19 protein-coding genes are annotated in these 25,207 nt (G+C 62.5%); 8 read left to right on the plus strand and 11 right to left on the minus strand.

Annotated elements, in window-relative coordinates:
- The first annotated feature begins 1 nt into the window (after window position 1).
- Both BM083_RS20150 and BM083_RS20155 read left to right on the plus strand, forming a co-directional pair.
- A complete protein-coding gene (locus BM083_RS20150; RefSeq protein ID WP_143085780.1) occupies window positions 2–1,987 on the plus strand; it encodes a glycosyltransferase family protein in 1,986 nt (661 codons plus the stop codon).
- 208 nt (window positions 1,988–2,195) lie between these two features.
- On the plus strand, window positions 2,196–3,917 hold the full coding sequence (locus BM083_RS20155) for an alkaline phosphatase family protein (protein ID WP_218148996.1): 1,722 nt from the start codon (window positions 2,196–2,198) through the stop codon (window positions 3,915–3,917).
- Window positions 3,918–4,022: 105 nt separating this feature from the next.
- Here the strand turns inward: BM083_RS20155 and BM083_RS20160 are convergent, their stop codons facing one another.
- The gene (locus BM083_RS20160) at window positions 4,023–5,528 is read right to left on the minus strand and encodes a sensor histidine kinase (RefSeq protein ID WP_089872051.1); all 1,506 of its coding nucleotides are present in this window, start codon (window positions 5,526–5,528) and stop codon (window positions 4,023–4,025) included.
- Window positions 5,529–5,891: 363 nt separating this feature from the next.
- On the opposite strand from BM083_RS20160, the gene BM083_RS20165 reads away from it, so the two are divergent.
- Window positions 5,892–6,095: a hypothetical protein gene (locus BM083_RS20165; RefSeq protein ID WP_089872053.1), complete on the plus strand. Its 204-nt coding sequence runs from the start codon at window positions 5,892–5,894 to the stop codon at window positions 6,093–6,095.
- Window positions 6,096–6,098: 3 nt separating this feature from the next.
- On the opposite strand, the gene BM083_RS20170 is transcribed toward BM083_RS20165, so the two are convergent.
- The 6 genes from BM083_RS20170 to BM083_RS20190 form a co-directional block, all read right to left on the minus strand.
- Window positions 6,099–6,410, minus strand: coding sequence for a DdfA family disk-determining factor (locus BM083_RS20170; protein ID WP_177197719.1), 312 nt, complete (start codon window positions 6,408–6,410; stop codon window positions 6,099–6,101).
- A gap of 120 nt (window positions 6,411–6,530) precedes the next feature.
- A complete protein-coding gene (locus BM083_RS20175; protein ID WP_245756957.1) occupies window positions 6,531–6,986 on the minus strand; it encodes a response regulator in 456 nt (151 codons plus the stop codon).
- An 8-nt stretch (window positions 6,987–6,994) separates the two neighbouring features.
- A complete protein-coding gene (locus BM083_RS20180) occupies window positions 6,995–7,378 on the minus strand; it encodes a DUF7344 domain-containing protein (RefSeq protein WP_089872057.1) in 384 nt (127 codons plus the stop codon).
- 60 nt (window positions 7,379–7,438) lie between these two features.
- The gene (locus tag BM083_RS20185) at window positions 7,439–9,409 is read right to left on the minus strand and encodes a bacterio-opsin activator domain-containing protein (protein ID WP_089872059.1); all 1,971 of its coding nucleotides are present in this window, start codon (window positions 9,407–9,409) and stop codon (window positions 7,439–7,441) included.
- Window positions 9,406–9,540 (minus strand): hypothetical protein, encoded by a 135-nt coding sequence (locus BM083_RS24020; protein ID WP_281244248.1) that lies wholly within the window; start codon window positions 9,538–9,540, stop codon window positions 9,406–9,408. Before BM083_RS24020 ends, BM083_RS20185 begins: the two co-directional genes overlap by 4 nt.
- A 4-nt stretch (window positions 9,541–9,544) precedes the next feature.
- Window positions 9,545–11,116, minus strand: a complete 1,572-nt coding sequence (locus BM083_RS20190) for an ATPase domain-containing protein (RefSeq protein WP_089872061.1) — start codon at window positions 11,114–11,116, stop codon at window positions 9,545–9,547.
- Between the two features lie 199 nt (window positions 11,117–11,315).
- Here BM083_RS20190 and BM083_RS24245 point away from each other — a divergent pair, with 199 nt between their 5' ends.
- Window positions 11,316–11,471 carry a DUF7563 family protein gene (locus tag BM083_RS24245; protein WP_449405005.1) on the plus strand — a complete coding sequence of 52 codons (156 nt, stop codon included), beginning with the start codon at window positions 11,316–11,318 and terminating at the stop codon, window positions 11,469–11,471.
- Here the strand turns inward: BM083_RS24245 and BM083_RS23550 are convergent.
- Entirely contained in the window at window positions 11,443–11,583 is a 141-nt protein-coding gene (locus BM083_RS23550) for a hypothetical protein (protein WP_177197720.1), read from the minus strand. The two genes, BM083_RS24245 and BM083_RS23550, sit on opposite strands and share 29 nt — an antisense overlap.
- Before the next feature lie 142 nt (window positions 11,584–11,725).
- Between BM083_RS23550 and BM083_RS20195 the strand changes: the two genes are divergently transcribed.
- Together BM083_RS20195 and BM083_RS20205 are read left to right on the plus strand one after the other, a co-directional pair.
- Window positions 11,726–15,679: a PAS domain S-box protein gene (locus BM083_RS20195; protein ID WP_177197721.1), complete on the plus strand. Its 3,954-nt coding sequence runs from the start codon at window positions 11,726–11,728 to the stop codon at window positions 15,677–15,679.
- A gap of 305 nt (window positions 15,680–15,984) precedes the next feature.
- Window positions 15,985–16,182 (plus strand): DUF7576 family protein, encoded by a 198-nt coding sequence (locus BM083_RS20205; RefSeq protein WP_089872067.1) that lies wholly within the window; start codon window positions 15,985–15,987, stop codon window positions 16,180–16,182.
- 662 nt (window positions 16,183–16,844) lie between these two features.
- On the opposite strand, the gene BM083_RS20210 is transcribed toward BM083_RS20205, so the two are convergent.
- A complete protein-coding gene (locus BM083_RS20210; protein ID WP_089872069.1) occupies window positions 16,845–17,126 on the minus strand; it encodes a DUF7123 family protein in 282 nt (93 codons plus the stop codon).
- 793 nt (window positions 17,127–17,919) lie between these two features.
- On the opposite strand from BM083_RS20210, the gene BM083_RS20220 reads away from it, so the two are divergent.
- Both BM083_RS20220 and BM083_RS20225 read left to right on the plus strand, forming a co-directional pair.
- Window positions 17,920–19,554, plus strand: a complete 1,635-nt coding sequence (locus BM083_RS20220; protein ID WP_089872073.1) for a COG1361 S-layer family protein — start codon at window positions 17,920–17,922, stop codon at window positions 19,552–19,554.
- The gene (locus BM083_RS20225; protein ID WP_089872075.1) at window positions 19,533–22,049 is read left to right on the plus strand and encodes an efflux RND transporter permease subunit; all 2,517 of its coding nucleotides are present in this window, start codon (window positions 19,533–19,535) and stop codon (window positions 22,047–22,049) included. The genes BM083_RS20220 and BM083_RS20225 overlap by 22 nt, the downstream gene beginning before the upstream one ends.
- Here the strand turns inward: BM083_RS20225 and BM083_RS20230 are convergent.
- Window positions 22,046–24,160: a S8 family serine peptidase gene (locus tag BM083_RS20230; RefSeq protein ID WP_177197722.1), complete on the minus strand. Its 2,115-nt coding sequence runs from the start codon at window positions 24,158–24,160 to the stop codon at window positions 22,046–22,048. The two genes, BM083_RS20225 and BM083_RS20230, sit on opposite strands and share 4 nt — an antisense overlap.
- A gap of 184 nt (window positions 24,161–24,344) precedes the next feature.
- Window positions 24,345–25,202, minus strand: a complete 858-nt coding sequence (locus BM083_RS20235) for a DUF58 domain-containing protein (RefSeq protein ID WP_009377887.1) — start codon at window positions 25,200–25,202, stop codon at window positions 24,345–24,347.
- Between the last annotated feature and the right edge of the window lie 5 nt (window positions 25,203–25,207).

A 25,207-nucleotide genomic window follows, 5' to 3' on the forward strand; every position in this document is an offset into this window, starting at 1 on the left:
AATGAGTCACAAGACACCGAACTCGCTGGTGGGGATGCTGAAGAGCGGCCGCCTCGACATCATCGGTGCCGTCCTCGGTCTGGTCGGCGCGCTGTTGATGCTCCCGCTTCAGCTCCTCGCTTCGCAGGTCTACATCCAGACGCTCCCGCTCGTCCTCGGCGTCGCGTCGCTACTGTATCTCCTCGCGTCTCGAACCCAAAGCGAGAGCACGATTGCCACGTTGTCACCGCAAGCTGCGCGGCTCTTACCGTCGGTCTCCGTGGTCTGTATGGCCGCCCTCGTCGGACTGGCGACGTTCCAAGGCAGCCGGACGCTCCTCTACTACGACATCGCGGCGATGACTGGGATGCTCCTCGTCGCACAGGTGTTTTTCACCGACGACAGCGAGTTCTCCCCCGCGCTCATCCTCACACAGGTCGTGTTGCTCGGACTCGTCGTCCGTCTCACGGCCCTCATGACTTCGCCGGGCTACATCGGTATCGACGTGTGGACACACATGTCGAACTGGACGGCCGCCATCTACGAGTCGCAGTCGCTCCAGCCTATCGCCGACCGGAAGTACTTCGCGTCGCCGCTGTTCCACCTCCTCGTCGCCGGGGCGGCACTGCTGTTCGACATCGGCGTCAGAGAGGCGCTGTTCCTCTCGCTGGGCGTCGCCATGCCAATCTCCGTCCTGTTCGTCTACGCGACGACTCGACTCCTCGTGGGCGTCCGCTGGGCCGTCTTCGCGGCGACTGCGTACGCCATGGTCGGTCACGTCGTCGAGTGGGGAATTCACCTCATCCCGACGAGTCTCGGACTCATCTTCTTCCTCGCCATCCTCTACAGCCTCACGCGCGTCCTCCACCTCGACTACAAACTGCGAGACTTCGTCCTCGTGGTGTTCTTCAGCATCGCCGTCATCCTGACGCACCAGATTTCGGCGTTCATCATGCTGGTGTTCACCGGGGCCGGGTTGCTCGCTCAGTTCGTGTTGAGCTTCGGACTGTTCAACCCGCGACTGTCGAACGTCCTCGACTTCAGCCCACAGGACACGGTGAACCTCACCGGACTGCTCGCGTTCGACCTCGGGCTCATCACGTTCATGTGGTCGCTGACGCCGTATCAGGGCGGGACGTTCCTCGCGACTATCTTTAGCTACCTCGAGAACACCGTCAGAGAGGGTGCCGGCTTCCTCGCACTCGCCAACCCGCAGTCGAGCGGCGAGGCGACGGCCAGCGAAGCCGTCCAGCAGGTGCCGACGCTCATGGACACGGTGGTGAAGTATCTCGACGTCTCCGGGTTCCTCCTCTTGCTCCTCTTGACCATCGTCGGGAGCATGTACGTCCTTCGCCGCGAGAACGCCTCGCACGCGACGTTCACGGGCGTCGTCGCCACCATCGCCATGCTGGTGTTCGTCTTCGGCTTCCCGCTGTTCGGCATCCGGACGTTCGTCCCCGGCCGCTGGTTCGCCTTCCTCGCCGCGCCGATGGCGGTCATCGCCGCTCTCGGCGTCGCGTTCCTCGTGAAGAACCTCACTCCGCGGACGGCCGTGGTGATGCTCTTGCTGTTCACCGTGGCCTTCCCCACGATGACGGCACTGGCGAGCCACGGGACGCTCGACTCGCCGCCGTTCGCCGACACGCAGACGCGCTACAGCTACACCGACGGCGAACTCGCTGCGGCGAGTACCATCGCGGACATCTCGCCCGACAACCGAGAGCAGCCGTTGCACACCGACCATCCCTACCAAACTATCTTCGACCGGCGTGAACAACAACCCGTGAAGGCGATGACTGTCGCCAATGGGACGGCGTCGACGGCCAACGAGACCATCGTCTATCGGACCTATCAGCGGGACGGCGCCGCGTACGTCCGCGACAGTGCGGGCTTCGCGTACCAACCGTCGCTCTCGGAACGACAGGTCTGTAGCGGAGCACGCGACGTCACCTACAGTAACGGTGAAGTCACGCTCTGTACGGTCGCGGGGTCCGGTGGTGACGCCTAATGTCACGACGAGAACCCGTCCGTCACGCCGCACATCGACGAGCACTGTTCGACGAGCGATTGGATTTCACTTATCCAGGCCATAACCAAATGACTGACACCCGAACCACTGATACGATGATAGCGGAGGGGACGCTTACGGCGCGGCAGTACACATTCGCTGGCGTCGGGCTGCAGCATCGAGCGACGACCGAAGGAGGTGACCGTCGATGAGCGACAGTGAAGTAGACACTACTGAGACCGCTGAAACCGCTGAGACCGCTGAAACCGCTGAGACCACTGAAACCGCTGAGACCACTGAAACCGCTGACGACGACCGGATGGACGCCCTCCTCATCGGCATCGACGCCGGCTGTCTGCCGGTGTTCGAACGCCTGTACGACGAGGAGGCGATTCCGAACATCCGCGAACTCTGTGAGTCCGGTGCGACCGGCCCGCTAGAGTCGCAGATTCCGCCGTGGACGCCGAGTGCGTGGCCGTCGATGTACACCGGGGCCAACCCCGGCAAACACGGCGTCTACGGGTTCGTCGACTACGACGGCTACGACTGGCGCGTCGTCGGCGGCGACGACGTCAAGGAACACTCCATCTGGTCGCTGCTCGACCAACACGGGAAATCCAGCGTCGTCGTCAACGTCCCGGTGACACACCCGCCAGAAGAGATAGACGGCGCTGTCGTTCCGGGCTTCATCGGTCCCGAGGACCCGCGTTGTCACCCCGAGGGGACTCTCGACGAACTCCGTGAGGAACTCGGCGAGTACCGCGTCTATCCGAAGTACGCTCGCGGCGACGACTCGCTGACAGATAGTCAGAAGATGGACGAGTACGAGACACTCGTCCGGATGCGGGGTCGCGCGTTCCGCTACCTCGCGGACAAACACAAACCCGACTTCGGCTTCGTCCAGTTCCAGAAGACCGACACGGTCTTCCACGAGTTCGAGGGCGACGAAGAGAAAGTCGAACGCGTCTACCGCGCCACCGACGAGGAGATCGGCGAGATCATCGACGAGTTCGACCCGAAACAGGTCTTCATCGCCAGCGACCACGGGATGGGACCGTACGAGAAGTACGAGTTCCGCATCAACGAGTATCTCCGCGACAAGGGATTCGTGAAGACGACGAAGGGCGGCAAGGGGATGCCGTCGTGGAACCCCATCCGTAACCAACTGCGCGAAGGTGAAGACGAGGACACGTGGGAACCGACGACGGCCGAGCGCATCGCCGCAGGCGCGGCCAAGTTCGGTCTCACCGCCGACCGAGTCGGTAACGGCCTCCGAAAGGTCGGTCTCGACTCCATCGTCAAGCAGTACGCACCGGAGAACATCACGCGAACGGCGTCCGAACAGGTCGACTTCCCGAACTCGAAGGCGTACATGCGCGCCCGTACCGAACTCGGCGTCCGCATCAACCTCGAAGGCCGCGAACCGAACGGCGTCGTGAGCGAGGCGGAGTACGACCAGGTTCGCGCGAACCTCATCGAGATGCTCCGCGGCGTCTCGACGCCCGACGGCGACCCGATGTTCGAGAACGTCGCCCCGCGTGAGGAGTTCTTCCACGGTCCCTACGAGGACAAGGCCGTCGACATCGTGCTCGTCCCGAACAACTTCGAGCAGTTCCTCTCGGCGCACGTCCTCGGCGGCTACTTCGCACCGCCGACCGAGACGTGGAACCACAAACTCGCCGGCGTCTTCGCTGCGGCGGGTGAGGGTATCGACGCGACGGCCGACGTCTCGGACTCGCATCTGTTCGACGTCGCGCCGACCATCATGGCCGCGATGGGTATCCCCTACAGCGACCGCATGGACGGCCGCGTCCTCCCCGTCGTCGACGACATCGGGGCGGACACCTACCCCGAGTACGAGGGCACTGACGCCGCCGCACTCGACGACGAAGATGTCGAGGACCGACTCGCCGACCTCGGCTATCTGTAGTTCTCGGTCGCTGTAACCGCCGCGAACGCTTCTCGCCGGTGTCGAACGCGCGACGGTGCCGTCGCTCTAACGCTGCTGTTGTACGCTTCTCGCAGACTGCCCGGTCTACAGTGTTCCTTCGTCTCCTGACTGGCCGGTGTCCGGAATCGTGAAGTGGAACGTCGTTCCCGAATCGCCGTCGGACTCGACCCAGATACGACCGCCGTGGTGGTCGACGATCTTCTCACAGATGGCGAGACCGATGCCGCTCCCGCTCTGACCGCCCTCTCCAGAGAATATCTCGAAGATGCTGTCTTGGCGGTGCTTGGGGATGCCGATGCCGTCGTCCGAGACGGTGAACGTCCACTCGTCGCCCTCGCGAGCGGCCGAGATGGTGATGCGCGGACGCCCATCGTCGGTGTACTTGATGGCGTTGGCGACGAGATTCTGAAAGAGTTGGGTGAGTTGTCCCGGGTCGCCGTGGACGGTCGGGAGTTCTCCGGCCTCGACGACGGCACCGCTCTCCTCGATGGCGATGCGCAGGTTCGACTGCGCGGTGTCGAGGACGTCGCCGACGTCGATGCGCTCGAAGTCGCGCGTCTGTCGGCCGACGCGCGAGTAGGCCAAGAGCCCGTTTATCATCTCGCGCATCCGCTCTGACCCTTCGACGGCGAAGTCGATGAACTCCTGTGCGTCCCCGTCGAGTTGGTCGCCGTAGCGACGTTCGAGGAGTTCGAGATAACTCGACACCATCCGCAGTGGCTCTTTCATGTCGTGGGAAGCCACGTAGGCGAACTGTTCGAGTTCCGTGTTCGACTCTTCGAGTTCTTCGACGGCCTCGTCGAGTTGCTGCTCCGCCTCCCGTCGCTCGGTGATGTCGCGGCCGACGCCACAGATGTACTGCTCGCCGCCGCAGTCGACGAGCGACGCCGTGAGTTCGTACGGGATGACCGACCCGTCGCGCGTCACGAGGTCTGCGGTGAACCGGATATCCGTGTCGTCTCGCATCTCGGTGACTTTCTCCCGAACGTCGAGACCGTCTTGGAAGAACTCACTTGGCGTACTCGACCGTATCTCGCTGTCGGTGTATCCGGTGACTGCGTTCAGGCGGTCGTTCCAGCGCAGCAGGTTCCCGTCGAGGTCGGCGAGGAAGAGCACGTCGGGTAACCCTCTGACGACGGCGTTGGCGAACGTTCTGTTGCCGACGCCCTCGGCGAACGATGAGGTTCCGACGTTGTGTGTCGAGACGCCGCCGTCGCCGAGTGAGATACGGCTGTCATCTCGAGTAGTGGCTGGGGACGTGGCGTCCGACACGAGCGCGTCGACGATGTCCGTGAGTTGGTCGACGGCCGCTGGCGGGACGGCCTCGTCGTACACTCCGGCTGGGAGGGTGGTCGCCGACTCCGTCTCGACGACGATGGGAAGGGAAGAGGGATCGGTGTCGACTTTCGACAGGAAGGTGGTGATGTCACTGACGGTGTCGCTCACGACGAGCGCGTCGAACGGGGCGACTGCGAGTCGGTTGAGTGCGTCGTCGGGCGTCTTGACGACACACACGCTGACGTCGGCCGTCGACACGAGTTTCTCGATCGTCTCACAGTTGTCCCCGACGTAGAGGAGTTCTAGAGTCACGGTGGCCCTATCCTCCCTATTGTCACTCGGTTGTCTGGACGGCTCTTCGATTTTGACCGTCCATTAGTTGGTTGTTTCGTCCCTGGCCCTTCCATAGTTCTTTTACGTGAATCCGGCAAGAAATATGTTACTCAATGTGATGTTGTGACATGCGAGATTCTCTGTGGCCGCTGACATTCTGTAAGCGGTCGTCAAACCGCTGAAATCGGTAGTTACCGACCGGTAAGGTCGATGGCTCACGTATCTGTTATATTAAGTATATATCCCACCGTGGTGTAGCGGGGTGGTAGAACCGACCGTGATGGAAACCGGACCTACTGCCCTCCTCGATGTGACGTCGACCGGACGAGGAGACGGTATTCAATGAGTGTCGACGAACGGACAGAACAGATGACAGATGACTGGCCACGCTACACCGTCAAGTACGCTTTTGGCTGTCAAGTTCCAGGTATCGACGCCGTATTCGACGCCGACGAGGTGGTCTTGTTCGACCCGACCCGGACTGGAAGCTCTCACTGGATCTCTGCGAAGAAGGGGGCGTACGTCCCACTCGAAGAGACGCGTTGACCGTCACTTCGACTCGCATCCGATGGCCTTCGCCGTCACCCCACCGTCACCGTGTATCGTCACGTGATAGCCTTCGAACGCGAACGCGACGTGACCGCTCGTCCGGTCTGTCTCGATAGTCGTCGGGGCGAACAGTCTGTCGAGCGCACCCGGGTCGATGGTACTGTGGAGCGGTTCGAGTTCTACCGGGTGGACGTCCTCGACGTCGGCGATGAGCGAGACCACGACACTGCTCGGCGGCCGTTCGGCGCTCCAGTCGACCTGTGACGTGTACGTCGGCGAGTCGTAGTCGGCGTCGTGCGTGGTATCTTCCATCTCTAGTTACCTCGGATATTCTATTTCTGAAGACTGATTCGTCTACATACATAAATAATGACCGCTCCACGCAACAGCCTGTGGTCGTCTCGTCCGTCGGTTACTGGTGCTGCGATGCTGTTACTGCGGTTGCCGGACGGCGGTGAGCCAGAAGTCGTTGATGTCTTCGACTACCGTGAGGATGTCCGGGAAGTGACCGGGTTTCGTGACGTACGCGTTCGCACCGAGTGTGTACGCGTCGTCGACATCTTGTTCGGCCGTCGAGTCGCTGAAGACGACGACGGGGATGTGGCTGAGCGTGGCCGTCTCTTTGAGTTCCTTGAGAACGGACTTCCCGTTCTTTCGCGGTAGGCCGAGATCGAGGAGGACGAGATTCGGCTTCGGTGCTGAGGCGTGGTTACCGCGTTGGTAGAGGAAGTCGAGTGCGTCGACACCGTCTTGGGTGACGTGCAGACTCGTCATCTCGTTGACTTCTGCGAACGCTTCTTCGACGAGGCGGCTCGTCGCCAGGTCGTCTTCGACGAGCAGCACTTCCGGCTGTTCTCGGGTCGACTGGGAAGGTGTGGTTGTTGACATCGGTCTCTCTACAGCGTGTTCTCCAGCAACGAGGTGCGAACCGTGTCGAACTTCCGCCCCGTCTCGGTGACGGTTGTCAGATTCGCGTCGGTGTCGTAGCTGATCAGTCCTTCGTCGGCAAGTTTCGGTAGATGGCGGTGGTGGAGGTCGATGGCGACCTGCTGTTGGGCGTCGGTCGACGTCGACGATTCGCCGGCCTCTGCTGTCGCGACGGCCGCGGCGAGTTTCGAGAGCGGAACAGTTGCGTCCGTCTCGACGAGATACTGCAGCGTGTGCCGTCGTCGGTCGGCCGAGAGCACGTCGAACATCGTGTCGAGGGCGTCCGCGGAGATGTCGTCTCGGGTGAGGTCGGATGCGTCGTCCCCGTGCCCGGTCTGGAACGCACTATTCATTCTGTCCAAACAGACACTGGGAACTACTAAAAGAAAAATGCCCAAACGATTTGGGTCGGCTCACTCGGTGAGGAGAATCGAGAGTAGTTTTCGCTGTGCCGTCCGGAGATGTTCGTGGAACGTCGCCGGAGAGATTCCCAGCGACTCGGCGACTTCTTCACCCGTACTCGCTCGCGGCCAGTCGAAGAACCCGGCGTAGAACGCGGTCTGGAGCGCACTCCACTGTCGCTCGGTCAGACTCTCGCGGAACGTCGCCCACAACTCCTGTCGTGACTCTAGTTCTCGTTCGGTCTCGCGCTGCGCGAGGAGGTCGACGTGCTCGTACGTCGCGTCGAGCGACTCGACGATGGTGTGGATGTCCGTGTTGTACGGGAACTCCACCGTCACCATGTGGACACCGTTCTCGACGACCATCCGTTGCACTTTCCCCCCGAGTTTGCCGAAGATACGGACGATGAGGTCGTGGGTGAAGATGAACTCGAAGAGCGCCTCGTCGTCGTGTTCACCGACGAGACGGACGTGCTCGACGTGGTCCGAGGCGGTCGCCATCGCGAGGATTCCGTCGGTGTCCTCACACTGCGTCGAGAAGTATTCGAGGTACGACCCGCCCGGTTCGGAGACCATGCCCTCGAAGGTGAACGTACAGCCCAGTCGCTTCGAGACGTCTCCGAGGAAGGGGTCGGAGTCCTCGATGTGGAAGTCGAGTTCGTTCAAGCGGTCTGTCAACAGTGCCCGCTTGCTCTCGGCGGCGTTGATGGCGTGACCGATGGTCTCGCCCAGTTCGGTCAACACCGCCTGTTCGTCGGCGTCGAAGGCGTAGGACTCACTCGCGTAGATGTTCAACGCACCGTAGGTCGTCTCCCCGTACACCAAGGGGACCGCGATAGAGGACCGATAGCCGCGTTCGAGTGCCGCCTCGCGCCACGGTTCGAACCGTGGGTCGGCCTCGATGTCCTGGACCACCTGTGGCTCGCGGGTCGCGAGCGCCTTTCCTGACGGTCCCTCGCCGGTCGTCCCGCCGCCGACCGTTATCTTGACGCTGTCGAGGTACTCCTCGACGTTCCCCGCCGACGCACGCGGTGTCACCTCTCGACTCGTCGCTTGGTCGTTTCCGATCCACGCGGAGACGTAGCGGTCTGCGACGACGAGACGGTCACACACCGTCCGCTCGATCTCCTCGCGACTCGACGCCTTCACCAGCGCCTGGTCGATATCACGGATGACGGCGTTGAGTCGGTCGAGTTTCTCCAGTTGGTCGCGCTGACGCTCGACTTCTTTCTCGCGTCGGCGACGGTCCGTGACGTCGCGGATAACGAGTTGGACAGCAGGTTTCTGTTCGTAGGTGATGGGTGCAGCCCCCACCTCGATGTAGCGGACGTCGCCGTTGGTGAGGAACCGTCCCTCCATGAACCCCGCTTGCTCTTGGGCGGTGTCGACGCCGGCGACCATCGTCTCCAGCGAGTCGCGGTCCTCGTCGTGAATGTACTCGAACAGCGACTGGCCGTAGACCTCGTCGGGCGTGTCGACGTGGAACAGTTCGGCACCACGACTGTTCAGGTAGGCGATCTCTCCCTCTTTGCTCACCGTCGCGATGGTCTCGGGTGCGACTTCCAAGAGCCGTCGATACTGCTCGCGTTGTTCGCGGAGTTGCACCGAGAGGTTACGGGAACCGAGCAGGTTCGTCAGTCGTCCCTCTAACTCCGCTTTCTTGATGGGCGTCGTGATGAGTTCGTCGACGCGGTCACGGACGACGCCGTCCATCTGTTCCCAGACGTTCGAGCCGTACCGTTCGAGTTGTCGCTCGGGGATTACGAGGAGATACGGCAGCAAGACGGGACGCTCCTTTCGCTTGCGCTGCATCAACTCGTCGTCGTAGTGCTCCATGGCCGCCCGGTCCATGAGACAGAGGTCGAACTCTTGGTCGAGGTCGGCGGGCCGGCGTCCTTCGACGACGTCGTACTCCGTTGCTAACCACTCTGCGAGGAGTCGCCGGTTTTCGGCCTGTTCGATGAACAGGAGGATGCGACTCATCCACCCTCCGATGCGTTCGGCTGTGACGGTTCCCACCGCCACGCCGTCTCCCGCTCCGAACGGGAGGTGCCCACACGCGCGTCACCATCGCTTCCGCTTTCGACCGCGTCCTGTGCCCGGATGTCGGTCATGGTGTTACTCGGAGTTCCAGCCGTCGCGCCGTGACTCTGGCGTGTGTGTGTGTGGAGTTCCGAACGGTGACCGACGGTTCAGTCCGCCTTGTCGCTCGCTGCCCTGACGCTGTGCAGTGCCTCGGTCTTCGAGGTCGACCCACGTCGGGTTCCCACTGAGAATCCCCGTCAGTCCGAGAAGTGGTTCGCCAATCTGCAACCCGTACTCGGTGATACGGAACTCGCGGACGTGTCGCTCGAAGTCGCTCGTGCGCTTCTTCAACACGCCGATGACCTTCCGCATCTCCGACTCCATCTCGATGTGTTGGATGAAGACGATGTTGTCCGAGAGATAGCTGAGTCCCTCCTGTGTGAGTTGGAACTCGCCGACGATGGTCTGCATCTCGTTCATCAGGATGACCGTCACACCCATGTTCTTGAGATAGCGACACAGCGAGTGCAGTTCGTTGATGATGTCTTCGTCTTGGTCGCGGAGGGCGAGTCGGTACCCCTCGACGCCGTCTATCATCACGATACGAGTGTCGTTCTCCTCGACTTCCTCGCGGACGCGGTGGGCGAACTCCGTCGCCGAGAGTTGGAGCGCTTCGACTTCCTGGATGGACAACGTCCCCTTCTCCGACATCTCGCTGACGGGCATGTTGATCGACTCACACCGGTGGACGAGCGTGTTCTTCGCCTCCTCGAACGAGTAGACGACGGAACGCTCGCCACGGCCGGCAGCCTCCTTCATGAACTGGACACCGGTCGTCGTCTTTCCGACGCCGGGTGACCCGGAGATGATGGTGACCGTCCCGCGTTCGAGACCACCGTTGAGGAGTTTGTCGAGTTCGGGAACCCCAGAAGAGACGGACTCGTTGGCGAACTCCTTGTCGTGCATCTCGGGGAGGAGTTTGGGATAGACGGTGATACCGCCCTCGCTGATTCGGAGCGAATGTCTCCCGTCTTTGATGCTCGACCCGCGGAACTTCGGTACGGAGATAATTCGGCCCTGTTCGGCGCGTTGCAGGTGGACGATACCGTCGCTCATGAACTGGAGGTCGTCGTCCGGGGCCGACGGCGTGTCTTGGGAGGTGAACAACACCGTCGCACCCTGCTCTTTCAGGAACTGCATGAACGACAGCACTTCTTTCCGGAACTGATACTCGTCGGGTGACAGATACCGAAGCTGTGTGATCGGGTCGACGAAGATTCGGTCCGGGTCGACGTCCTGCACCTGCTCGGAGATACGGCTCGTGAGCGACTCGTCTTCGACTTCGTCGGGTGCGAAGATGTCGTACGAGAGGTTCTCGACGAAGAACTCCGAATCCGGACTCAAATCGAGGAAGTCGACGTCGGACACGTCGATTCCGAGCGACTTGGCGTTCTGCTCGATCTCTTCGGTTGGCTCTTCGAGGTTGACGTACAGCGCGTTCTCACCGTTCTCGATGCCGGCGGTGAGAAAGTGCATCCCAAGGATACTCTTCCCTGCACCTGGCTCACCACGGATCATATAGGTCCGATTGGGCACCAGACCGCTGTCGAGCACCTCGTCGAGGCCTGCAACGCCGGTTGAGACTCGGTTCTGTTCCCGACTCATTGGGTTGATAAAGAATACGGTCCGTTATGTAGTTTATGTCCGCCACCGACGACGACCAAACTGCGAGTCGTCGCCGTAATTCCGACCTCTTCCTCTCTGATTTCTTACTACTAGCCAAAGTATTAAGGCTCGAAACGGCTGGGAGGAGGTGAAACGGTCACAACTCTTAACGTGTCACCTACGTAAGGGTGTATTCGCCATGCCGGAATGCCAGAACTGTGGGTCCTTCGTGACCGAAAACTACGTCCGTGTGTTCGCACCGAACGGTGCCGAACACCCACGCGTCTGCCCGCACTGTGAAGACAAACTGCGAGACGGTGCCGAAATCAGAGAAGCACGAAGTCGACGACACTGACCGCCGCCGTCTTGGCGGCGTACTCGTCGTTCGACGACTCTCGCTTCTTCTCTCTTGAATCTGCCAGTACAGCTATAGGTGTCTCTCTCGAACGTGGTCGTGCGGTTTGCATACACTGTGCAGACCGTAGCATTCCGGCACGTTGGTCGTCCACGCGACCACAGGGACGTCCCACGCGGACGTCTTTTGCTGGCACTGCTCGGAGCGGTCTGGCGGAATCGTGTTATAGGATGGGCACCTCACCACGCGTAGGTATGTCACTTTCGACCAGCGTCCTCTACGTCGCAGCAGACCGTTCGACGGCCACCGTCGACGTCCTCGCCGCAGAGTATCCGGCGCTGTCGGTCGAGGTCGCTACGTCTCTCGAAGCCACACGGGACCGACTCGACGACGGTGACTTCGACTGCGTCGTCGTCGACGACACGCTGGCAGGACCGAGCGACGCCGAGGCTCTCGCGACACTCACGGACCACCCGACCATCTTCTACACGCGAGACGACTCGGCGGAGACTGTCCGAACGGTCCAGCGAGCGGGGGTCGACGTCGTGTTTCGCTCCGAGACGGGCGGGCCACACCGACTCGCCGCACGTCTCTCTTCGCTCGTCGCGTGTCACGAGACGTCCGACGACGAGACACCGCATCTCTCCTCCGAGTCGATACTCGAAGCCGTCAACGACGGCGTCTACGTGTTGGACGGCGACGGTGTCTTCGTCGCCGTCAACGCTTCGTACGAGAAGCTGACTGGGTTCGACAGGGAGGAACTCCTCGGAGCACACGCGTCGACGGTGACAGGCGAGACTATCAACGCAGAAGCCGAGCGTCTGCAAGCCTCGCTCGAACAGGGCGACGAGGTGTCGATGTACCGGACCGACCTCCCCAGAGCCGACGGGACGACGGTGCCTATCGAGGCACATCTCTCCTTGTTCCCCCTCGGAAACGGTGAGCACGGCCGTATCGGGGTCGTCCGCGACGTGAGCGAGCGAGAGCAGTTGAAGTCGGAACTCGACCAGTTCACCGACCGCGTGACGGACCTCCTCATCTCGCTCGACACCGACTGGCGCTACACCTACATCGACGGGGAGGCCGAGCGGTTCCTCGACGGGAGCGTCGAGGACCACCTCGGCGACGTCCTATGGGAGCGGTACGAAGACCTGGTGAGTACCGTCACGGAGGAGCGCTACCGGGAGGCGATGGAGACCCAGAAACCGGTCTCCTTCGAGACACAGTCGAGTCTCGGCGACGAGTGGTTCCGCGTCAACGCGTACCCCTCCGAGACCGGACTCTCTATCTACTTTCAGGACATCTCCGACCGGAAACTCCGCGAACAGGAACTGAACACGCGCATTCGTCAACAGACGGTCACCGCGGAACTGAGCACACGAGCGCTCGAAGACGTCGACCTCGACGCACTGTTTCAGGAGGCCGTCGAGCGTGTCGCAGCGACGCTCGATGCGGACTACTGCAAGGTGCTCGACTTGCTCCCCGACGGCGAGGCGCTGAGCCTACGCGCCGGCGTCGGGTGGCGCGACGGCCTCGTTGGTGACGCGACTGTCGCCACTGACCACGGTTCGCAGGCCGGGTACACTCTCTTGTCGACGGAGCCAGTCGTCGTCGACGATTTGCAGACGGAGTCTCGCTTCTCCGGCCCGGAACTCCTGACCTCCCACGACGTCACGAGCGGCATCAGCACCATCATCGGTCCCCTCTCGAACCCGTGGGGCGTCTTGGGTGTCCACACCACCGCTCGACGGACCTTCTCCGACTCCGACGTCACGTTCTTCCAGAACGTCGCGAACATTCTCGCGACGGCTATCGACCGGACACATCGCCAACACGAACTGCGACGGTACGAGTCGATGTTCCAGACGGTGAAAGACGGCGTGTACGCACTCGACGCCGACGGCAACTTCCTCGCCGTCAACGACGCGTACGCCGACATCACCGGATTCTCGCGTGACGAACTCGTCGGCGCACACGGGTCGATTGTCTCGGAACGTGTCCACGAGATGGCGAACCAACAGCAGGCCTCGCTCGGCGACGACGGTGTCGCGACGGTTCGAAGCACGCTGGAGACGGCCGACGGCCGACGGGTTCCAATCGAAGTCCGGTTCGCTCCGTTCGAACTCGAAGACGGTTCTGCGGGCCGCGTCGGCGTCGTCCGCGACATCTCCGAGCGTGAGCGACTGCGGACGGAACTCGACGAGGTGCTCGAACGCGTCACGGACGCCTTCTTCGGACTCGACACCGACTGGAACATCACCTTCATCAACGAGCGAGCGAAGGAACTGCTCGCCCGGACGGGCGACGAACTCGCCGGGACCTCGATTTGGCAGCAGTTCCCCGACGCCGTCGGGACGACGTTCGAGACGGAGTACGAACGCGCCATGGAGACCCAGCAGTCGGTGAGTTTCGAGGAGTACTTCCCGCCGCTGGGGGCGTGGTTCCGGGTCCACGCGTACCCCTCCGAGACGGGACTGTCGGTGTACTTCCGCGACATCACCGAGCGCAAGGTACGCGAGGAGCGCCTCGCCTCGCTCAACCGCGCGATGCAGACGCTCTTGGACACGACGACCCAGGAGGAAGTCGTCGATATCGGCGTCGAGACGGCGTCCGAGACGCTCGGCGTCTCGGTTCCGGTACTTCTCTTGTACGACGAGTCGTCGGGACATCTCGTCTCGGCCGAACAGACGGCCGACGAGGCAGCGAGCGTCGACGAGATACTCGTCGTCGGCGACGACTCCATCGCGTGGCAGGTGTTCGTCGAGAACGAACCCCGCGCGTACGACTCTCTCTCGGCAGAACTCGGCCACGAGACGGCAGTCGAGAGCGTCGTCCTCGTCCCGATGGGTCGTCACGGCGTCCTGCTGGTCGCCGACCCCGAACCGGACGCGTTCTCGGAGAGCGACCTCTCGCTCGTCGACATCGTCAGTGCCAGTATCCAGTCGGCGCTGGACCGCGCCGACCGCGAAGAGACGCTTCGAGAGCGAAGCGACACCCTCGAAACACAAAACGAGTCGCTCGACCGACTCCGCCGTATCAACGGCGTCATTCGACAGATCACCGGGACGCTCACACAGGCGTCGACGCGCGAGGAGATCGAGACGGCGGTCTGTAACCGACTCGCCTCGGCAGATCCGTACCGTTTCGCGTGGATTGGAACCAGAGACGCCGTCAACGGTGATCTGCGACCACGCGTCTCTGCCGGCGGCGACCAAGGGTTCCTCTCGCTGGTGAGTGAAGCACCCCCCGAAGGCGGCGAAGACACGCGCCCGGCGCATCTTGCGGCGACGACACTCGAACCACAGGTGCAGAACACGCTCCACGGTGACCCGCCGTTCGAACCGTGGCGCGAGGCTGCCCTCAAACGCGGTTTCCGGTCGAGTATCGCCGTCCCCATCGTGCACCGAGAGACGCTCTACGGTGTGCTGTGTCTCTACGCGAGCGAACCGAACGTGTTCAACCGCATGGAACAGACGGTGCTCGCCGAACTCGGCGAAATCATCGGCCACGCACTGAACGCGCTCGAACGGAAGCGGGCGCTCGTCAGCGAGCAGTCGGTCGAACTCGACTTCGCGGTCGATGGCCCACTCGACCAACCGCTCCGATTTATCGCCGACCTGGACGCGACCTTCGAGTACCAGAGCCTCGTCCAGCGAAGTGACGGCTTTCTCCACCTCTTTTTCGTCGTCCGCGGCGTCGAACCCGAGGCGGTGCTCGACGCCGGTGAGACGGCCGTCGACGTCGACGACATCACGCTCATCGCCGACCGAGACGACGAACTGCTCTTCGAGTGTACCGTCGCGGATACGACGCTGTTCGCGAGTCTACTCGACCGTGGCGCGATACCACAGGCTGTCTCACTGGAAGGACCGACGGGGAACCTCGTCATCCGCGTCCCACAGAACGTCGAACCGCGGTCGATGGTCGAACTCCTCGAACGGAACTTCACGGAGGCGACGCTGACCGCTCGCCGTGAACACGACGACCCTGTCTGGACCAAACAGGAGTTCCAGTCGGCGTTCGAAGACAACCTCACCGACCGGCAAGAGGAGGTGCTTCGGACGGCCTACTTCGCCGGATTCTTCGAGTGGCCACGAGAGAGTTCGGGTGAGGACGTCGCCGACATTCTCGGCGTCTCCCAACCGACGGTCCATCGCCACGTCCGAGCGGGAGAACGCAAGCTGTTCTCCCTTCTCTTCGATAGCTGAGTGGGTGTATGGGGCCGATTTATACTCTTACCCCCTGTGTTGCTTTGACAGGTGCCTGTATAACGTCAACCCCTATTGAGGTAGAGAGACGAAATATGGTACCATGGAGACACCGACCCCGACGCACGGGACGGCACCGTCACGCTCACTGGCGACGGGCACCCTCTCGTCTCACGGTGGACTGCGTGCTCCACGGTACTACCACATCGCGGGTCGGCCGACCCCACTACGACCGACGCACCGATGTGGCTTCGACCAGCAGACGAGTGACCCGGCGAAAAGAAGCGACTCTGTCGACACACCACATGAGTAAACACGAGACAACAGCGGCGGACGCAGCGCACTACTCGAAGGAGTTCGGTTCCGATATGTGTGCGAGTTGCGGTCGTCGTATCGACACGACCCAGTGGCGACCCGCTTCGACCGGTCGAGACGACACCGGTCGGTACCAGATGTACGTCTTCTGTAACGAAGACTGCCGCGGCAACTGGGCGGATAGCTAACGACACCCGAACATCGATTTCTGCCAGTGAGTCCGACAGCGTGCCGACTCCGTCTCTCACATGGCGTTACTCCACTCTTCTACGTCGACGTGCCGTGCTCTCACTTGGGCGAGATTCGACTACTCATGCAGATGCTCGCCTCTGTCGAGTCTCGACGATGTCAAACGTGAAAGTATAAAATATTTAGATATTACCTAAAACTGTCAATTCAGGACATCCGTTGGTCGATATCCTCGACGGGACGTGTTCGGCGACATCGTCTCTCCGCTCACATCGACTCGCTTCCTCCTGTCTAACTATCGGATACATGTATTAGGAGCACTTTCACTGCCTATCTGACGTTTGTCCTTGGACTATCTGTGCACATCCGTCCTCTGCAGCGTCGATTTTCTATATATGACTATATTGGGGAAAAAATACAGATAACGGGCGTATCCACGTCAGATAGCTTCTCTATTTTTGTCTCTCTGCTCTATGTGTACGCATTTGCCTCGTTGTCGCTTGCAACCCACCAGATACGACTACGAACGATGCGAGTTATCTCAACTATTCACTACATCTGCTTACAGATATACATTCTGTCACAAATAGTGGCGAGTAACAGTCGTCTCGGGAGAGACAGAGAAGAGAGCGATGCCGGAGGGAGGGCCGGCCGAAAGGCGTCAGACGGGAACCGAAGTGGCGTCGAGCGTGCCACCGTCAGCCATCACGGCGGGGACGATGTGCCACGTCGTCGCGCCGGTGTAGGACCACCGTTCTATCTCTAGTTCGGTTACGGAGTCGCGCAGTTTGAACATCAGCGCGCCGATCTGCTTGGGCGTCATGCCGACGTCGTCGGCGATGAACTTGCTCTTGAAGTAGAACTCGCCGTCGCGTGCTTTCTCTAAGAGGAACGCTTTGAGCTGTTCTTCGTTCGGGGCGTGTGCGGAGTCAGGGACACTCATCTCTTCTACCTCTGACAGTCGTAACGCTCGCTGTCTGCTTATAGCGAAACGATGCTATAGGGTGGTTCGAGTAGTTTCGCATTGACACTCTCGGCGGGACGCGTTCTCGTAGCACGAAGATGCTTCTCGACGGCGACACTGGCTTTATTTCTTTCACGAACTGCTGTGTATATCTGGTGCGTGTCGTCCTCGCGTCGACGACACTCCCCACCACGAGACGGTGCGCGTAAAACGTCCATCTAGTCGTTACCGACACACAACAGGTCGTTCCCGTCTCTACAACGAACGCTTGCTCCGTTCGAAACAGTTCTGACAGAGAGTCGTCTCTGACAGTCTCTCTATCGAGAACGGTGCGGTCCCTCGTTTTTCGTGGGCCTCTCGGTGGCACTTTCTCGACTCTCGATAGTTTTCACGACGACGCCGACAACGTTCCGTTCTCTCTATCTCTCGTCTCGACACGTCTCCCTATCGACACGGCGGATAGTCTCCACGACGAACACGACGCGGTGAAAGGTACAGTTCGTCGACAACTCTCTGTCGCGAACTTCCATACACGGACAGCTGTGACGAACCGAACGACTCGTACCCGTCTCTGACGGTCGCTGACAGCTCTCCCGACTGTCTGTCGCTCCGTCAGACGAGTTTTTGCACGCGGGCGACCTTCTCCCTGTAACGAGAAGCATGGGCCCTCTTATGGTGACGAGTACAGGCCGTCACTCGTCGGACCGCATGACGGCGTGTGGCCGAATGGGCGACGGCTACACGAGTTACTATAGCGCCGCTTCCGACCCGTATGAAACCCGTCCCCGCGCTCGTCACGCTGTGGGTAGTCCTCTCTGCCCTCGCGACGGCGATAGCCGTCCCAGTCGCCGCACAGTCAGATACCGTTCAGGTCATCGGTGAACCCGACCTCCAGGTGTTCAGTCCGACCTACCGCTTCACGCCCGGTCAAGAGGTGCAGTTCGACCTCTACGTCACGAACGAGGGCGACGTCCGCAAGGGCGGCCCGGCAGAGTACGTCGAACGCGTCACCACTGCTCGCGCGGCCACGCTTCGTGTCCGCCCGGGCGACGTCCCCGTCGAAGTGACGAGTGGGCGCGTCCCCGTCGGCGACGTGACGACGGGAACCGCGGGCCCGTTCGGCGTCTCGCTCATCGTCGCCGACGACGCTCCGCCGGGTCGCTACCGTCTCCCCGTCGACGTGGAGTACATCTACACGCGCATCGTCACCGTCGACGAGGACGACGCCGACCCCTCGCCCCGCTATCTCGACATCGAAGTCGACGAGCGACAGTATCTGGAGTTCGTCGTCGAAGACACCGCTCGCTTCGACGTCGTCGGCGCCCAGACGGACGTGCTCGTCGGCGACCGCGGGACGTTCGACCTGACGCTCCGCAACGTCGGGACGGAACCCGCGAGCGACGTCCAACTGCTACTCACGTCGACGAGCGACGAACTCCGGTTCGGCGCGGGCGAGGCGACGGCCAGCGGATTCGTCACCAGCCTCGAAGCGGGCGAGACCGCCTCGCTCCGCTACACGGTCAGTCTCTCACCCAACGTCACCGAACGCGACTACCCCGTGAACGTCGCCGTCACCTACACCGACGTCGACGGCATCCGCCGCGAGGGACTACCACTCTCGGCCAGTGTCCGCCCGAACCCCGAACAGGCGTTCTCACTCGGCGACGTCGACACGACGCTCACCGTCGGCCAGGAGGGAACCGTCTCCGGCACCGTCTCCAACGACGGTCCGGCGACGGTCTACACACCCGTCGTTCGCCTCGCCGTCGGCAGTCAGTATCTCGACGTTCCCGAGTCGGAGTTCGCCCTCCCTGACCTCGAACCGGGCGAATCGGCCCCGTTCACCTTCGACGTCGACGTGAGCGACGCCGCGAGCGCCGGGTCCCGTGAGTTCACGTTCGACGTCCGCTATCAGACCGCCCGCGGCGACGTACGCACGAGCGACCCGCTACCTGCCCGCGTCGAAATCGGCCCCGAACGCCCGGTGTTCCTCGTCGAACCGCTCTCAGAACCCATCGCTGCTGGCGAGAGCGACACGCTCGTCTTCCGTGTCACCAACAACGACGACGAACGCCTGACCGCTATCACGGCGAAGGCGTTCTTCGACGACCCACTCGACAGCGACGACGACGAAGCCTTCGTTCCCGCACTGGACCCCGGGGAGTCGACGAACGTCACCTTCAGCGTGAGCGTGGCGGGCGGGGTGGCGTCGAAGGCCTACCCCGTCTCCGTCGACTTCGAGTACGACACACCCGACGGTGATACGGAGGTTTCGGAAGCCTACCGCGTCCCCGTCGAGGTGACCGAACGCGAGGGCGGCGGATTCGTCTCGACGACGTCGCTGCTCGGTGTCGGTCTCGTCGCCGCCGTCGTCGTCGCGGGGGCGTGGGTCTGGCGGCGACGCTGATGCGCGCCGTCCTCCAACGAGCCATCGACCGGGCCGACGCGTGGATCGTCGACCGACCGGGCCGCGTCGTCGCCCTCTTCCTCGTTCTCACGCTCGTCTTCGGCGTCGGCCTGACGAACGTCTCGACCGACAGCGGCACCGAGTCGTTCTCCGAGGACATCCCCGAACAGCAGGCGCTCGACGCCGTCACCGAGCAGTTCGAAGACCCCTTCGACCCCGACCCGCAGACGACCCAACTCATCCAGTCCGGCGAGAACGTCGTCTCGAAACCGGGTCTGCTCCGCATGGCCGAGGCGCAGTATCGACTCGCCGAACGCGAGGACTTGCGAGTCGTCGAGACGAACAGCGCCGCCTCGATGGTCGCGATGCAGTTGGACCCCTCGGCGACGACGCTCGAAGCCCAACGTGACGTGCTCGAACGAACGCCCTCGGGCGCTATCCGGCAGGCAGTCCGAGAGACGGCCGCCGAGAACCCCGCGTTCGTTCGTCTGCTGAGTACGGACTTCAACCAACGGAGCGCGAGAGCGTCGGCCACCGTCGCCATCGTCGAACACGACATCCCCGGCGACCCCGCCGAGGAAGGCCAAACGGGCGAACTCACCCGCATCCAACGGACGAGCGAACGCGTCGTCGCACCGCTCGGCGGCGACATCCGCGTGTTCGGTGCGGGCATCATCAACGACGAGTTCTCGACGGTCATCGGCGACTCACTGCTCGTCGTGATTCCGGCCGCCGTCGTCCTCCTCGTCGGGTTCCTGATTATTGCCTACCGTGACTTCGTGGACCTCCTGCTGGGGATGGTCGCACTCGGCACGACCATCGTCTGGACGCTCGGGTTCATGGGTCTCGTCGGCATCCCCTTCAGTCAGATTCTCATCGCGGTCCCGCCGCTTCTTCTGGCGGTCGGCATCGACTTCGGTATCCACGCCATCAACCGCTTCCGCGAGGAGAAGGCGGCGGGAGTCGACCGCGAGACGGCGATGCGTCGGACCACCGACCAACTACTCGTCGCCTTCTTCCTCGTCACAGCCACCAGCGTCGTCGGGTTCGCCTCCAACCTCGCGAGCGGTCTCCTCCCGATTCGGGAGTTCGGTGTCGTCGCGTCCGTCGGCATCGTCTTCGCCTTCCTCGTCTTCGGCGTCTACCTCCCCGCACTGAAGATGTACACCGACGACCTCAGAGACCGATATCCGCAGATTCCGACGTTCAGTCAAGCCCCCCTCGCCTCCGCGGAGTCTCGCGTCGGCAGCGTCCTCCAAGTCGGTGTCGTCGTCGCCGAACGCGCGCCACTCGTCCTCGTCGCCGTCGCACTCGTCGTGTCTACGGGTGCGGGCGTCTACGCCACCGGTGTCGACACCGCGTTCACCCAAGAGCAGTTCCTGCCGCCCGAGGAGACACCCGCGTACCTCGACTCGCTCCCCGAACCGTTCAGGCCGGGCGAGTACACCATCACCCGCGACATCAACTTCCTCGAAGACACCTTCGAGGCAAGCGAGGGCGACCAAGTCGTCGTCTACGTCGAAGGACCGATGACGAGCGACGGCGCGCTCGAATCGATGGCTCGTGCCGGAACGAACCCCCCATCGACGTTCGTCCCCGACGGTCGCCGTGCCGAAGAAGAGAGCATCCTGAGTCTCATCCAGTTCTACGCCGCACAGGACCCCGCGTTCGCTGCGCTCGTCGAGCGCAACGACGGGAACCGAAACGGCATCCCCGACGAGAACCTCGAACGCATATACGACGCGCTGTTCACCTCGCCTGCCGGCGATGCGGCCGAGACGTACCTCACCGACGACTACCGGAACGCGCGTGTCCTCTACACCGTCCAAGGCGACGCCGACGACGCCGAAATCACCGCCGACACCCGCGACGTCGCCGACAAGTATCGCTTCCGCGCGACGGCGACGGGCGAAATCGTCGTCTTTCAGGCCGTCGCAGACCTCATCTTCGAGTCGGCTATCGTTAGTCTCGCCCTCGCACTCGTCGGAACCGCCGCCTTCCTCGTCGTCGCCTTCACCGTGCTCGAAGGCCGCCCCTCACTCGGTCTCGTCAACCTCCTACCTATCGTGATGACCGTCGCGTTCGTCGCGGCGACGATGCGCGTCATCGACTACTCGCTCAACGCCTTCACCGCCACCGTGCTGGCGATGACCATCGGACTCGGTATCGACTACTCGGTTCACGTCGTCCACCGGTTCGTCGACGAACTGGCCGTCCGCGGCGACCCCTCGGCGGCGGTGACGGCTACCGTCGTCGGGACGGGCGGTGCGCTCGCCGGAAGCATGCTCACCACCGTCTTCGGCATCGGCGTGCTCGTCCTCGCCGTCTTCCCCGCCATCGGGCAGTTCGGCGTGTTGGCCGCTATCAGCGTCGTCTACTCCTTTTTCTCGTCGATGTTGGTGCTTCCCTCGGCGCTCCTGCTCTGGTGTCGGTTCGTGAGGCCGAACACGAACACCCCTTCGTCGACGAGTCGAGACGCACCGACCGAGGACTAATCGTCACTCGTTCGACTCTCCGCCGACGTCACGGTCACATCGAGTGTGTACGGGCCGGTCGAATCCTCGAATCCGACGACGCTGACGTAGAGGCTCTGTCGGGTGTCGGAGACGTACTCGACTCGTTCGGAGTCGCTCGTCGAGACGCTCTGGTCGAGCGGCACTCCGTCGGCGTCGTAGAGGACGAGGTCGAGGTCGCCTCGGTCGTGGCTGAACGCCATGTCGGCGACGACGCTGTCACTCGCGCCGACGTCGAGGCGGTAGAAGTCGACGTCACGGCTGGGCTCGATTTGGCTCTCGACGGGTGTACCGGGCGTCAGCGGTGTCGCCTCGTTGGCTGCGTCGTTCGGTTCATCTCGGTTCGTCTCCGAGTCGAGGGGACGCACCGCGAGTTCGTAGCCGCCCGTTCCGCCGTCGGTACCGCTTCGGACGTGGACGAAGGTGGTTCCGGTCGGGAACGTAACCGTCCCACTGACCGACTCGTTCGATTCGACTGCCACCGTCGGGTGTTTCAGTGACCACGCGGCGGAGCCGGTCGCGACGAGACTCGCTTCGAGCGTTCCAGTCCCACCGACACGCTCGAAGTCGACGGTGACTGGACTCCCGTTCGCTTCAACACGGAACCAGTCTGTGTCCGTCGAACTGCTCACGATACCCTGCACCGGTGTTCCCTCGACGAGTGTCGCCGTCTCCGGTTCGTCGTTCGGTTCGTTCGCGTCGGGTTGGCTCGCCGCTCGTGCCGTTGCCGCCCGAGCGTTCACGATACCGTCGCCCGCTCTCGTCTGGTTCTGCTCGGCCGTCGTGGCCGTCTCGGCGAGAATGACTCTGACCTCTGCGGGCGTGAGCGGGCGCTCGGCGGCCGAGAGCATGAGTGCGACCGTCCCCGAGACGTGTGGCGTCGCCATACTCGTCCCGGAGGCTTCTCCGTACTCTCCTGCCGGGAGACTACTCTGTACGTCGACACCAGGTGCTGACACCCGTGGAACGGTGTACGTTTCGGGCCACGTCGATGGCGCGGTTTCGTCCCATACCCGTTCCGTCTCGATGCGCTCGCTACTGGAGAAGGAGGCGACGGTACCATCGTCGTCGACTGCACCGACACTGACCGATTCGAAGACGTTGCCGGGCGAGATACTCTGGTCGGGACCGAAGTTCCCACCGGCGGCGACGACGACCACACCCGCCGACTCTGCGCTCTTGACAGGGCGGATGAACTCGGGGTGATGACCGATTGCCCCGATGCTCATGCTCATCACGTCGGCGTCGGATTCGACGGCCCACTGCATCCCGGCGATGATTTGGAAGAACGTCCCCGACCCGTCGTCGTTCAACACCTTTCCGACCAGCAGTGTCGACTCGGGTGCAACACCGATTGCAGTACCGCTCTCGTCACTCCCGGCGACCGTTCCACTGACGTGCGTTCCGTGCCCGTTTGGGTCGTGCGGTGTCGACTCTTCGAGTTCGACGCCGATGCTGTTGAACTCGGCCCACCCACCCGGGTAGGTCGGGTCCGACGCGTCCGTCGTGTGAAGGCTGATGTCGGGGTGAGTCGCATCCACACCCGTATCGAGTACAGCGACGCGAACTCCTGCTCCCTGTGTGCTGGACTCTCGCCATGCCGTCGGTGCATCGATGGCTGCGAGACCAGGGGTTACGTTCACGCCGGACGCGGTTCGGACACCGCTCGGCCGTCCCATCGGTGTCACCGTCTCCAACTCGACTGTGTAGACGTAGTTCGGATGAACCGACTCGACTGCCGGTAGTTCGGTGAGGTCTGCGGTGACGACAGTCGGGTCGCTCGGTTCGTCCACTTCGACCAACATCGCGTTCGTCAACCAGAGACTGTTGACGACGGCTACCCCGTCGTGCTGTTCGGCGTAGTCGTGTACCGACGTCTGCGTCGCCGCCGCGTGTGAGACGAGGGTTTCTTGCGCTTCGGCGGCGGAGTCTGCTCCAGTAGGATTCGGGCTGCTGAGTCGTACGACTAGCGTCGTGTTCGTCTCGTTCGATGCTGACGTGGCCGAGGTAGACCAGTCTCCGTCCGTCTCACCGACTCGCTCTGTGTACGTTGGCGGGGCAGTCGCGGTGACGACGCCGCTCGCTGCTGCCATCAACACTAACACCGCGAGTGTCAGGGTCAGGGGCCTGTTAGGGGACATAGCAACACCGTGAGTACCACACTCACATTCCCATACAGAGACGTGCGAATCGGTGATAAACCAGTCATATCGTCGACCAGAACGTCCACAAAGCCAGTGTACCCTCCCCGACGGTTCGAGCGCAGTGTGGAGTGGCTCAGTCGGTCCACACCCGCGTGAACGAGTCGAAGAACTCGTCACCCGTGTCGATGGGGACGTAGACGGCCCCGCGGTCCTGGCACTCGTCGGCGACGGCGGTGACGTGCGCCGACAGTCGCTCGCGGTACCGGTTACGGAGGCGCGACCCGAAGTAGGTGCGCAGTTGCTGTGGCGACTCGACGTCTTCGAACCGAGTGTCGCCGGCGGCGGACGGGTTCCACTCGTCGGGCGTCAGTACGCCCGCGACGACGAGATGGTGCGTCGCCAGCGCGTCCAGCGCCTCGCCGAACACCGCGGGGTCGGTCAGACAGTCGCTCGCGACGAGGACGAGCGACTTGGTGTGGATGGTGGCGGCGTACTCCTCGAATGACGTCACGAAGTCCGTCTGTGCCGTCGGCGTCCGCTCGTTGAGTAGTTCCACGAGTTCCAGTATCGCCCCGCGGTTCGACCGCCCGCCGTCGAGTCGCTCGGCGGACTCGCCAAAGACGGCGAATCGAAAGTCGTTGCCCTCGGCGGCGGTCAGATACGAGAAGCCGAGGCCGAGTTTCGCCGCGTAGTCGTACTTGTTCGTCTCGCCCTCGCCGAACGCCATCGACGCGCTCTCGTCCAAGAGGACGTGGACGGTCAGGTTGCGCTCGGCCTCGTACTGCTTGATGAACAGGTCGTCCGTCCGCGCGTACACCCTCCAGTCGATGAGGCGCGTGTCGTCACCCGGCGCGTAGGGTCGGTAGTCTTTGAACGTCAGCCCTTCGCCGACCATCGGGGCGGCCTGTTCGCCCTGAAAGATGGCGCTGATACGGCGCTTCTTCGCCGTCGCGAACGCTTCGATTTCGTCGAGGAACTCCGGGGTAATCATAGCTC

Source organism: Halogranum rubrum, assembly GCF_900114455.1.
GTDB lineage: Archaea > Halobacteriota > Halobacteria > Halobacteriales > Haloferacaceae > Halogranum > Halogranum rubrum.